Source organism: Ruegeria sp. BHSA123 (assembly GCF_059613425.1).
Window position 1 is genome coordinate 18,732 of sequence record NZ_JBXWSL010000013.1, and the last position, 11,805, is coordinate 30,536.

Below are 11,805 nucleotides of genomic sequence, written 5' to 3' on the forward strand. Positions count from 1 at the left end.
GCGTCAATCCACACTATCCCGGCTGAATAGATAGATCACGCAACCAATGGCAAGGGTAACCGCAAAAAACCCGAATATTGCTGTGTACGGCACGGTTGATCCGTCTTGCACGGTGGCTGCGTGAATACGCCCGGTGACGAATTGAGCAATGCCAACGCCGCCGATGCCGAAAAGATTCAGCAATGTCACACCACGCCCCACCAGATGCGCAGGCACGAAGGCCCGGCCATGAGCCATGATGACCGGAAAGCTGGCACCGGTAAAGCCGATCACGGCCATCAGCAGGACGGACAGCCATATTGCATTATCAATCCACAGGCAGAGCAGGCCCAGCGCAACTGAACCCAAAGCGTTGCCAGCGAAAACCACCCATTTCCGGGTGCCAAAAATACGGTCCAGTGGTCCGTAGACAAAAGTGCCCGCAATCATGGCCGAGCCCATGATCAGCGTTGCGGTGCCGATCTGAGTGGAACTGAGGTCGAAAACGTCATTCAGGTACGGCCCGGCCCACAGCCCGCGCAGCGCTGCAGCGGGGGCGTAAGCAACCAGCATCAGGGGCAGGATCAGCCACAAGGCAGGCTCCTTCAGCAGATCCAGCAGCGATCCCTTGTGTTCTGTTTCGACCTTCGCAGGGTCGTGAACAGTCAGCCAAAGGCCCAATGCGATTGCGGCGGACACCGCGGCAAGCCCGACCATCGTACCGCGCCACCCCATCCATTCCACGGCAAGCGCGGTTGGATAAGAAGCCACCAGATTTCCAACGGACCCTGCGCCCAGCATCACGGCCGCTAATGTAGCAAACCGCGCCGGAGGGTATTCGCGTGCAAAGATATAGTAGGAGGCCATAAGGACCGGAGAGCACCCGACACCGATCAGGCCCATGGCTATGCTGATGTGCAGGGGCGTTGTTGCGGCTGCGAAAACCGCCGCCCCACCTGCCCCGCCCACCAGAAGCAGCGCGGCGGACGTGAGGCGGGGCCCAATCCTGTCCAGCGCCCATCCGACCGGAATCTGCATGACGGCGAACACGATAAACCAAAGACCGGAAGCAAAGGCCAGATCTTCGGGCGCGGCACTAATGTCACGCTCCAGATCCAGGCTGAGAACCGCAAGGAAAGCACGGAAAAACTGGCTGAGCACATAGCCCAGGCATAAAACCACCAAACCTGCCTGCATATTCAGCCCTTTCCTGCTCGTCCGAGGGAAATGCTTGGCACGCCGTGATGCAACGCACAAGCCTGTGTATATTGTTTCAAAGTTAGGACATGGCTCGCCTTACGGCTATCTTTGTCAAAACACTGATTCCGAGGGGGAGCATGAAAGACCTCCAGTCCGCATTTTACGAAAACCTTCCCTTGCAGCGCGATTTTACCCGTCTGGCAGACCCCGCGCAGTTTTCAAAACTGCCCGATGATTGGGTTCTGGGTGTTGCTGATATTGTCGATTCAACGGGCGAAATCGCGCGGGGCCGGTACAAGACTGTCAATACTGTGGGCGCTGCGGTAATTTCGGCCATGATCAACGCAATGGACGGCGCGTTGTTTCCATATGTCTTTGGCGGCGATGGGGCGGGGTTTGCTGTCCCGCCCGGAAAAGCTGAAACCGCCCGGACTACGCTGGCGGATTTGCGGCGCTGGGCAGATGAAGAATTCTCCATGCCTTTGCGGGCAGCGCTGGTGTCGGTGGCTGATATTCGCAAAGCGGGTAAGGATCTGCGCGTTGCGCGCTATGCACCCTCTACCGGAGTGGATTACGCCATGTTTTCCGGCGGTGGTCTGGCCTGGGCCGAGGCCGGGATGAAAGCCGGGAAAAATATGGTCACACCCGCCGGGCCAGGTGCGCAGCCGGATCTGACAGGCCTGTCTTGCAGGTGGTCCAACAGCCCGGCCCGTCACGGTCAGATCGTTTCGCTGGTCGTACAGCCCACACCGTCAGCAACCGAACGGGACTTTGCCGATCTTGCGCAATCCGTTCTGTCCGCGTCTGAAACACTGGATCGCGCAGGCCATCCGGTGTCGGAAAAGGGTCCGCCCATAGCGTGGCCTCCACCCGGCCTTGACATCGACGCTCATGTGTCGCGCAACGGGCGTCATGTGATTTTGCACAAACTCGTCCTGCTGGTTCAGAACCTGTTGATCGCAGTATTGTTCAAAACTGGCCTGCGGATGGGACGCTTTGAGCCGGACCATTACAGACATATGGTCAGCAGTAATGCCGATTACCGAAAGTTTGATGACGGGCTGAAAATGACGCTCGACTGCGATCCGGACACGTTGCGCCAAATCGAACACCTGCTTGAAGAGGCGCGTCGCCGGGGGAAGATCAGATACGGTTTGCACGCACAGGACGAGGCGATGATGACATGTATCGTCCCCTCGGCCATGCGGGATGACCATGTGCATTTTGTTGATGGAGCCTCGGGCGGCTATGCGCAGGCCGCTGCGGCCATGCGCGGTTGACTGTTTAGGATGGTTTCCATTGCGCGGCCAGCGCACGAGCCGCTTGCGCCAGCAGCATCACATCTATGCCGACCGCCAGAAATTGTGCGCCCATGTCCAGATAGGTCTGACGTGCTTCGTCATTGGTGGCAAGGATGCCCGGCGCTCTGCCTGCGGCCTTGATCCGGGCCAGGGCGTCCGCGATAACCTCCCGCACCTCGGGTGCGGCGCTGTTGCCCTTGTACCCCATGTCGGTTGACAGATCAGCGGGACCGATGAAAACGCCATCCACACCTTCGACTTGAAGAATGTCATCCAACGCGGCCAATCCGGCGCGGGTTTCCACCTGCAACAACAGGCAGATTTCCTGATCTGCGGTCTGGATATAGTCGCTTGTCGACCCATACATCGTGGCGCGCGATGCCGCTGCACCAACACCCCGCACCCCGTCCGGCGGATAACGGCAGGCACGGACCAAGTCCTGCGCCTGAGCGGCGCTTTCGACAATCGGAACCAGTACTGTTTGGGCGCCAGCATCCAGAACCATCTTGATCAGCCAGGTCTCTCCGACAGGAACCCGCACAACGGGATGAGATGCGCTGCTGGCCAAAGCTGTCAGCTGATCCCGGATCGAGCGGATATCATTTGGTGCGTGTTCACCATCGATCACCAGCCAATCGAAACCCGCGGTTCCCATGATCTCGGCGGTGACGGATTCAGCAAAGCTCATCCAGCAGCCAACCTGCAGTTTGCCCTGTATTAGAGCCTGTTTGAATGCGTTTTGTGGGGCTGCCATGCTGAAACCTCATATTTCGACCGCAGGGGGTGAGAAGGACAAGAAGCGGATGTCGATGGCATCTTCAACGGTCGTTTTGAATTGTCCAGCCCGAAATCGGCCCGCATGACAGTGCAAATTCGGGTGCGGGCGCTGCTGCTGCGTGTCGGGTTGCTTGCTTATATCCCGGATTTCGGTGATAATTTTCTTATGACCGACGATCTCCCTCTGACGTCGCGATCTTTGCCCATTGCGCTTTTGCGGGCGCGGGAAAAGGTTATGGGACCCATTCGAGCAATGCTGGCTGACGCTGGCGTCACGGAACAGCAGTGGCGGGTGTTGCGGGTGTTGAACGAAGAAGGCCCACAAGAGCCGACCCACATCGCCGATCGCGCCTGCCTGTTGCTGCCAAGCCTGACGCGCATTCTTCAGAAGTTGGAGAACCGTGGACTGATCACGCGGCGCAGCCATCCGGCTGACCGACGGCGTCAGGTTGTTGAGATCAATACAAAAGGGGTTCAGATCATTCGTGCCAATCTGGCTGCAAGCACGGCCCAGGGGGAACGTATTCGATCTCAGCTTGGACCGGACAAGCATGAGTTACTGCTGGATCTGCTGAACGAGTTGAAGGACCTCGACTCCTGATTATTGGCACTGTATCCGATGTCGTTGGTAGTGACCCCGCCGGAAACTGTAGGGGGAGTCTCCGACGGGGCGGCCAGACCCGGACTGGTCGTTGGTGCCTGGCCCAAGACCGGTTACGTCAAACCTGACGGTCCGGCCTGTGCTTCGGAGTATACGAAAAGCCTGAAATGTGGCTCTAAACAGGGTCTTTTTGGCCCATGGGGGAGGGGCCTAGCACCTATACTCTCCGAAACTGGTTTAGGCAGTTGCCGATCGGTAAATGGGTCAGCGTATGGTTTGTCGACGTCACTTTGGTGGAATGCTTTACCAAAGCTGCTGTTCTGAATTTTGACGCCGCACCGAAATCGGCACGGGCCTGACTACCTGAGGATTTAGCCCGGCTTTTGACTGAGCCAAGAGTTGTTTCGATCTGTTTGTGTACTGGTGAGACCATAAAAACTGATGAAACCAATTTTTGACACGGCGTCAGTCATTCAGGTCAGAATTGAGCCGTTTCACGCTGAAACACCTCCTCGAGATTGGCGAAATACAGCGTGTTTTCCGGGCTTGCTGGCGGGTTTGGCAGACGTAATATGGAAGTTACGCAACCTTCAGGGATTATCATGCCAAACAGCCTGTTTTCGCTTCCGGACCCGAACACCATCCCCGTTGTCGGCGCGGCGGCCGGATATCCCATTGGACGGATCTTCTGTGTCGGTCGAAATTATGCTGCCCATGCCGCAGAAATGGGGAATGAGGTGGATCGCGAGGCACCTTTCTATTTCACTAAATCCGCCCCGAACGCCGTACTCTCAGGTGCGACGGTTCCTTATCCTGCCGGGACCGAGAATTACCACCATGAGATGGAATTGGCATTGGCCATTGGAAAACCCGTGTTTCGCGCCACCAGTGCGCAGGCGTGGGATGCCATTTTTGCCTATGGCTGCGCCCTGGATATGACGCGCCGTGATCTGCAAATCCGCGAGCGCAACAAGCAGCGGCCCTGGGATCTGGGAAAGGACGTCGAAAACGGAGCGGTCTTTGCGCCGTTGACACCAGCTGCCGACTGGACCCCGGAGGATGACAAACGCATTCAGCTAAGCGTAAACGGAGAGCTGCGCCAGAACGCGACCCTGGAGGAGCTGATTTGGAAGATCGACGAGATTGTCATGCACCTGTCCGGCTTTTACCACCTGCGCCCCGGTGACCTAATCCTGACCGGTACGCCGGCTGGCGTTGGTCCAGTTGTTGCGGGGGATGTTCTGACGGGTAAGATTGATGGGCTGGAACCGATCAAATTGTCCCTGTCAGACGCAGAATAGACCCTATTTAGGGTCTTTCAGCCAGTCCTTGGCGAAAGTCACATGTTCCACACCGGCCAGTCGCCGCACCCGGTCCAGCTCGGCGTTCAGGCGTCGGGTACGGGCATCTGACCAGCGCACCCCGCGCTCGGGCCAGAGCGCTTTGACATGCAGCAGGTCACGATCGCGGTGGGCTTTCATATCGATACGGCCAATCATACGGTCGCCCTCGAGCAAAGGAAAAACGTAGTATCCATAGGTTCGTTTGGCCTCGGGGACGAAAACCTCGATGCGGTAGTGAAAGCCGAACAGCCGCTCGGCCCGGCGGCGGTCGCGCAGCATGGGGTCAAACGGGCTGAGCACGCGAATGCGGCCTGGCGGCTGCGGTACTTCGGTCGTCAGATTTGGGCGTGCGAATGCCTTGCGCAAGCGCCCATCGGCACAGTTGACCTCGATTTCTTCAATATCGCCACTTTCCAGCGACGCCGCGCACCAGTCTTTTGCCTCAGCCGCGCTGACGGTGTCCCAGAAAGCCGCCAACTCTCCGGATGTTGCAAATCCAAGCCGGTCCAATGCGGCGTTGCACAGCCAATCCACGGTCGCTTCGGCATCACAGGGCGTGTTTCCGGGGCAGAGCTGTGTTTCAATCACGCGCTCTGTCAGATCATAGCGTTTCTGGAACCCATCCCGACCGACGACGGTCAGGGCACCCGAGCGCCACAGATACTCCAACGCGGTTTTCGATGGGTGCCAGTCCCACCACCCGCCCGAGCCCTTCTTTTCATCCTTGCCAACATCCGAGGACGACACCGCCCCATGGTCGCGGATGTGTTGCAGGACTGTGTCAAACTGCTGTTCGAACCCATCCCGCCGCCAGTTCTTCCACCGCGCCTTCAACATATCCGCATCCCGCTGAAAGCGCAGATGCCAATGCTGATAGAATTTCATCGGAATCACCGCCGCATCGTGCGTCCAATGCTCGAAAAGCGCGTTATCCCTTTCATAGAGCCTTTTTAGGTCGGCGCCGCGATAGGCGGGCCTGCGCGAGAACAGGATCATGTCATGGGCACGGGCAACGGTGTTGATGCTATCAAGCTGAACAAATCCAAGCCGGTGGATCAGATCCAGAAGCGCGGAACCTTTGGCCGAGCCTGAGGGTTGTTCACCCAATACGTGCCGGTCCATGAAGATCGCCCGGGCCGTCCGGTTGTCGAGCCTTTTCAGGGATGTGTTCATCGCCGTTTCAGCGTGTCACCATAACTGATCGTGGGGGTCAGAGTAACGCGTGTCTCGATCTCAGTATCAGGATTTTCCAGACGTTCGGCGATAATCTGGGCAGCTTGGCGGCCGATTTCCAGACGACAGGCGTCCATCGTCGCGAGTTTTCGCGGCAAGCCCTGCAAAAGCTCGACATTGTTGAACCCGGCCAAGCCGATCTGTCCCGGAATATCGATACCCTGTTCCAGCAGGTACAGCAGGCCACCGGCCCCGATCATATCGTTCGAGTAATACAGGAAATCCAGCTCGGGTGAGCGTTCCAGCATGGCCTGGGTCATCTCGCGCCCTTTGGCCAGGGCCGATCCACCGGAATAGAACTCGCGATCCTCGATCTCGATCCCGTGCTTGCCAAGAACTTCGGTAAAGCCCTCGAACCGCTTCCGTGCGCGGTGATCCAGCGGCATCTTGGTGCCCATGAAACCGATATGCTGATACCCGGCCTTCAGGATTGCCTGTGCCATTTCGCGCCCCGCGCGGCGGTGTGAGATCCCCACCATCGCATCCACCGGCTTGCCATCCGTGTCCATGATCTCGACCACCGGAATACCTGCCGAATCTAGCATGGCTCGCGCGGCCTCGGTATGTTCAAGCCCCGCAATGATCACGCCGGAAGGCCGCCACGAGAGCATCTCGTACAGCACTTTCTCCTCTTTTTCGGGCAGATAATCGGTTACCCCGACCACCGGTTGCAATTCGGTGTCTTCCAACACCTGATTGATTCCTGTCATCACCTCGGGGAAGACCATATTCGAAAGCGAAGGGATGATCACCGCGATCAGATTAACCCGGCTGGACGCCAATGCGCCCGCGATCTTGTTGGGGACATAGCCAAGCTCCTTGGCGGCGGCCAGAACGCGGGTGCGGGTGGCGTCAGACACATCCCCCCGGTTACGCAGAACCCGGCTTACCGTCATCTCGGATACTCCGGAAGCCTCGGACACATCACGAAGGGTAAGCGGGCGTTTGGTTTCACTGTTCACGGGAGGCACCTGCGTTGTTGTTTTGTCCGATGGTAGCGTGAACAGGTCGGCGTGTACAACAATTGTGCAAAGGCGATGACAACCCGGAAAATCCCGGTTACAGAGAGCCTGGCACGGCCCCGTGGCTCAACTGGATAGAGCAGCCCCCTCCTAAGGGGCAGGTTGCAGGTTCGAATCCTGCCGGGGTCACCAAAAATACCGTATTGTTTAACAGATACCGGGTTTCCGCGGCCAGTGGCGCCGTCATGATTTGCTAAGCTTTGCGAGGTCATATGCCGAAACATATAAAATTCTCGCTAATCGTTCTTCAATAACCTTGCGCAGCCCCTCTGATCAGAACGCCACCGATCATGGCAAGAGCGATCCAGTCCGTGAGATATCGTTCGAAATGGTCACGTCAGTGCTTCGGAGGTTTGATCCGTCAGTTTGCCTGAAGTCAACGCAGCAAGGGCCACCATCACGGTCGCGGTCCCGAGGACCAGTGGCAATCCTCCGATCTGGTAGGTCAGGCCGGACAGAACCGTGCCGATCAGCCGGCCTATTGCATTTGCCATGTAATAAAATCCGACATCCATTGTCACACGTTCGGACCGGGTGAAAGCCAGGATCAGATAGGAATGCAGCGATGAATTCACCGCAAAGATTGCTCCGAAGATCAGCAGCCCAGCTACAAGCGTTATGGTCAGCCAGGTTTCAGGCCCATGTGACAGCGAAACGGCCAATGTTAGAGTCGCAGGAACGCAGAAAAGGGCACTCGCCCAACTGCGCGCCGCGCGGATCAAATCGCCTTCGGTTCGATCCGCCGCACGAAGGATCTTTGGCGCGTAGGCCTGCACTGCGCCATAGAGGATGACCCACACCGCCATGAATGTTCCGATCATGAAGAACGCGGAACGGTTGCCGTCCTCGGTGCCATCCGACAGGACGGCGTAGAAATAGATCGGGATGCCGACCACGAACCAGACATCGCGCGCACCGAACAGAAAGACCCGCGCCGCGGACAGCCAGTTCACATTGGCGGATTTTGACAATACTTCCGAGAATTTCGCCCCTTTTCGCCCCTTCGGCAGGCCCGCTGGCATGAACAGGATAACTGCGAACAGGATCAGTGCCAGAACCGCCGCCATGACCAGGATTGCCGCCATGAATCCCAACGTGGCCAGCATGGCCGCGCCCAACAGGAAACCCAGCCCTTTGACGGCATTTTTTGATCCGGTCAGCGCAGCGACCCACCGAAACAACCCTCCGCCCTCGGCCGGGGCCAGTAATTTGACTGATGATTTCGACGACATCTTGGCCAGATCCTTGGCCACTCCGCTTGCCCCCTGTACCATCATCACAAAGCTGACCGAGGCGGTAACGGTCCAGTGCGGATCAAGCTGTGTCATGGCAAGCAACGCCACCACCTGCAGCCCCAATCCTGCATAAAGGGTGGACGTCAACCCGAACCGGGCGGCAATCCAGCCTGCGGCCAGGTTGGTGACGATCCCAGCAATCTCATAAAGCACAAACAGATAGGCCAGCTGAACCGGTGAGAATCCCATGGTGTGAAAGTGCAGCAGCACCAACATCCTGAGCGCCCCGTCAGTCAGCATGAAGGCCCAATAAGCCGCCGTGACCGCGACATAAGCCGACAGTCCTTCGGGCCGCTGGGTCACAGCGAGGACCCGACCATCAGCGCCACATCCACCAAGCGGTGCGCATAGCCCATCTCATTGTCGTACCACGCATAGACTTTCACCTGTGTCCCGTTTGTCACCATGGTCGAGGGCGCATCGACAATCGAGGAGCGTTTGTCATTGGTGTAATCGGTAGATACCAGAGGGCGGGTTTCATAACCCAGAATATCCTTCAGGTCACCCTCAGCCGCCGCTTTTAAGAGGGCGTTGACCTCGTCAACCGTGGTGGCCCGCTCAACTTCGAATACGCAATCGGTCAGCGAGGCGTTCAAAAGCGGCACCCTGACGGCGTGACCGTTCAGACGCCCTTTGAGTTCCGGATAGATCAGTGTGATGGCGGTGGCCGAACCGGTGGTCGTCGGGATCAGTGAGTTGAGGGCCGACCGTGCGCGCCGCAAGTCCTTTGCGGGCCGATCAACGATTGTTTGCGTGTTGGTCACGTCATGGATCGTAGTCATCGACCCGTGGCGGATACCCAGATTCTCGTGGATCACCTTGACCACCGGCGCCAGGCAATTCGTTGTGCAAGAGGCCGCTGTCACAATTTTATGGGTCGCGGGGTCATATGTGCTTTCATTCACTCCAACAACGATATTTGCCGTCGGGCCGTCTTTGACCGGGGCAGAGACGACGACTTTCTTTACCCCGGCATCAAAATATGGGGCCAGCTTAGCCTCGGTCTTGAACACGCCCGTACAGTCGATCACGACATCAACGCCATCCAGCGGCAGGGTGTTCAGGTCTTTCGTGCCGATGAACGGCAGGTGGGCTCCATTCACAGTGATGCTGTCGGCATCAAAGCTGAATTCTGCATCCCAACGCCCGTGTACCGTGTCGAACTCCAACAGATGCGCGTGCATCTGGGGGTCGCCGACGGCATCGTTGATCCAGGCAATCTTTGCGCCCCGTTCCAATAAGGGCTTCAGGGCCAGTTTCCCCATTCGGCCAAGGCCGTTCACAGCGTAAGTCGTCATGGCGCATCCTCAAGTGGCGACCGCGCGATTTCATCAACGGCGGATTGCAGTGCGATCCGGTCCAGGCTTTCAACCGGCAGCGATGTAAAGGCTTGAACCCGACGCTTCAGCGCGCCGTACGCGTTTTGAAAGGCCAGGCTTTTCTCGGCATCGGTGCCTTCTGCCTTGACCGGATCCGCCATGCCCCAGTGACCGCTGATCGGCTGGCCTTCCCAGGCGGGGCATTCTTCGTTCGCAGCCTGATTGCAGACCGTAAAGACGAAATCCATTTCAGGTGCGCCCGGCCCCGAGAACTCGGATACATTCTTCGAGCGGAGCGCCGACGTATCGTGCCCCTTGTCTTGAAGGACCCGAATTGCAAACGGGTTGAGTTCGGAAAACGGTCGTATGCCGGCCGAATACACATTGAACCGATCCCCGCCGATATCTCGCAAAAGGGATTCGGCAAAGATCGACCGGGCAGAATTACCCACGCAAATGAACAACACATTGAACTTTCGGTCAGCCATGGTTTCGCGCCCTTTGGCCAAGGGCATGCAAAGATCGGGTCGGCCACGGCAGCAATCCACGAGCAGGAAATCGAACATGTGCTGCACGTTCTTCATCTCAATCGAATAGAGCAGTGACGTCCCGGATCGTTCCTGCTTGACCAGCCCGGATCGCTGCAACGCGTTGAGATAGTTCGACAAGGTGCTGGACTTGATCCCCAGTTCCGACGCCAGTTCCCCCGCTGGAACAGTGTCAGGATACCGTCGCATCAACATGCGAAATACGGTGATACGTTGCGGGTGGCCAAGGATGGCCAGCTGGTCGGTTATCTCTTCCATCATATTTCATGAAATATAGAATAATAAACTTAGAGTCAAAACTACTCATGCGTCGTTACAAAAATTTCACAAACTGGAAGCTCGCCCCATTGGATTGATCATTGGCCCAATACGTCGACGACAACCTCTGGTGAAAAGGGGGGAAAGGCCCGAACGGACATAACTGGTCTTGCAGGCTTTAGGCTGACAGTTTAAATGGGCCATCTCATCCGGTAGAGGCCAGTTCCGGATGACTCAAGGCGCCGCTGTAGCTCAGCTGGTAGAGCACGTCATTCGTAATGATGGGGTCGGGGGTTCGAGTCCCTTCAGCGGCACCACAAGTTTCAGTATCCACTCATTGGAGTAAACCCTCCGACCTCCAGTCGGACCTGCTTCAGCGCGGAGAATCGTGTTATGATCTTACCCTCTGGAAAATGAGCCGCAGCCGGTTCGAAGGCTCATTTTCCAGAGGGTAAGGTCATGTAGTATGACACTGGCAAGCACTGTGTTTTCTATCACTGCTACCATATCGTCTGGTCGACCAAGTATCGCTACTAGGTGCTGACCGGTGCGGTGCGCTTGCGGGTGCGCGCCATCATCCGTTGGGTCTGCCACGAGAACGAGGTCGACATCTTGCGCGGGGTGTTGTCGAGCAATCCCGTGCATTTGTTCGTGTCGGTGCCGCCGAAGATTGCCATCTCGGGTCCGGTGCGCAAGATGAAGGGCCGTTCGTCTCACAAGGTGCAACGGGAACTTCCCGCCCTGCGCAGCCGCTACTGGGGTCGCCGGTTCTGGGGCAGGAGGTATTTCTCAACCACCAACGGTGCCATCACCGAAGACATCGTGCTGCAATACCTCGAAAACCATATCGCCGATCCTACCGACGCCAGTCGGTGGTCGTTCAGTCCTAACATTATATGAATTGAGGGTAAGTGTTTGGTATTGTGCCT

The 11,805-nt window shown here is 57.5% G+C and carries 10 protein-coding genes, 2 tRNA genes and 1 pseudogene; 6 read left to right on the forward strand and 7 right to left on the reverse strand.

Features of this window, described 5'->3' with window-relative positions; translation table 11 throughout:
* Nucleotides 1-3: 3 nt before the first annotated feature.
* Nucleotides 4-1,176 (reverse strand): MFS transporter, encoded by a 1,173-nt coding sequence (locus AC2FNC_RS09390; protein ID WP_480474323.1) that lies wholly within the window; start codon nucleotides 1,174-1,176, stop codon nucleotides 4-6.
* Nucleotides 1,177-1,316: 140 nt separating this feature from the next.
* On the opposite strand from AC2FNC_RS09390, the gene AC2FNC_RS09395 reads away from it, so the two are divergent.
* Nucleotides 1,317-2,459, forward strand: coding sequence for a DUF3095 domain-containing protein (locus tag AC2FNC_RS09395; protein ID WP_496715145.1), 1,143 nt, complete (start codon nucleotides 1,317-1,319; stop codon nucleotides 2,457-2,459).
* A gap of 4 nt (nucleotides 2,460-2,463) precedes the next feature.
* Here the strand turns inward: AC2FNC_RS09395 and AC2FNC_RS09400 are convergent, their stop codons facing one another.
* Nucleotides 2,464-3,234 (reverse strand): HpcH/HpaI aldolase family protein, encoded by a 771-nt coding sequence (locus AC2FNC_RS09400; protein ID WP_480518138.1) that lies wholly within the window; start codon nucleotides 3,232-3,234, stop codon nucleotides 2,464-2,466.
* A 189-nt stretch (nucleotides 3,235-3,423) separates the two neighbouring features.
* On the opposite strand from AC2FNC_RS09400, the gene hpaR reads away from it, so the two are divergent.
* Both hpaR and AC2FNC_RS09410 read left to right on the forward strand, forming a co-directional pair.
* Nucleotides 3,424-3,858, forward strand: a complete 435-nt coding sequence (hpaR, locus tag AC2FNC_RS09405) for a homoprotocatechuate degradation operon regulator HpaR (protein WP_496715180.1) — start codon at nucleotides 3,424-3,426, stop codon at nucleotides 3,856-3,858.
* A gap of 602 nt (nucleotides 3,859-4,460) precedes the next feature.
* A complete protein-coding gene (locus AC2FNC_RS09410; RefSeq protein WP_496715146.1) occupies nucleotides 4,461-5,159 on the forward strand; it encodes a fumarylacetoacetate hydrolase family protein in 699 nt (232 codons plus the stop codon).
* Nucleotides 5,160-5,162: 3 nt separating this feature from the next.
* Here AC2FNC_RS09410 and AC2FNC_RS09415 read toward each other — a convergent pair whose 3' ends face one another.
* Together AC2FNC_RS09415 and AC2FNC_RS09420 are read right to left on the reverse strand one after the other, a co-directional pair.
* Complete coding sequence (locus tag AC2FNC_RS09415; RefSeq protein ID WP_496715147.1) at nucleotides 5,163-6,374, reverse strand: winged helix-turn-helix domain-containing protein; 1,212 nt, start codon at nucleotides 6,372-6,374, stop codon at nucleotides 5,163-5,165.
* Nucleotides 6,371-7,396, reverse strand: a complete 1,026-nt coding sequence (locus AC2FNC_RS09420; protein ID WP_267366879.1) for a LacI family DNA-binding transcriptional regulator — start codon at nucleotides 7,394-7,396, stop codon at nucleotides 6,371-6,373. The genes AC2FNC_RS09415 and AC2FNC_RS09420 overlap by 4 nt, the downstream gene beginning before the upstream one ends.
* 115 nt (nucleotides 7,397-7,511) lie before the next feature.
* Between AC2FNC_RS09420 and AC2FNC_RS09425 the strand changes: the two genes are divergently transcribed.
* Nucleotides 7,512-7,588 (forward strand) — tRNA-Arg (locus AC2FNC_RS09425).
* A gap of 200 nt (nucleotides 7,589-7,788) precedes the next feature.
* Here AC2FNC_RS09425 and arsJ read toward each other — a convergent pair.
* Genes arsJ through AC2FNC_RS09440 form a run of 3 tightly spaced genes read right to left on the reverse strand, consistent with a single transcriptional unit; the run spans nucleotide 7,789 to nucleotide 10,879 of the window.
* Entirely contained in the window at nucleotides 7,789-9,054 is a 1,266-nt protein-coding gene (arsJ, locus tag AC2FNC_RS09430; protein ID WP_496715149.1) for an organoarsenical effux MFS transporter ArsJ, read from the reverse strand.
* Nucleotides 9,051-10,049 (reverse strand): ArsJ-associated glyceraldehyde-3-phosphate dehydrogenase, encoded by a 999-nt coding sequence (locus tag AC2FNC_RS09435; protein ID WP_480773081.1) that lies wholly within the window; start codon nucleotides 10,047-10,049, stop codon nucleotides 9,051-9,053. Before AC2FNC_RS09435 ends, arsJ begins: the two co-directional genes overlap by 4 nt.
* Entirely contained in the window at nucleotides 10,046-10,879 is an 834-nt protein-coding gene (locus AC2FNC_RS09440) for an arsenate reductase/protein-tyrosine-phosphatase family protein (RefSeq protein ID WP_480773082.1), read from the reverse strand. Before AC2FNC_RS09440 ends, AC2FNC_RS09435 begins: the two co-directional genes overlap by 4 nt.
* Nucleotides 10,880-11,117: 238 nt before the next feature.
* Between AC2FNC_RS09440 and AC2FNC_RS09445 the strand changes: the two genes are divergently transcribed.
* Together AC2FNC_RS09445 and tnpA are read left to right on the forward strand one after the other, a co-directional pair.
* Nucleotides 11,118-11,193, forward strand: a tRNA-Thr gene (locus tag AC2FNC_RS09445).
* Nucleotides 11,194-11,383: 190 nt separating this feature from the next.
* A pseudogene (tnpA, locus tag AC2FNC_RS09450) lies at nucleotides 11,384-11,776 on the forward strand (IS200/IS605 family transposase).
* The last annotated feature ends 29 nt before the right edge of the window (nucleotides 11,777-11,805 follow it).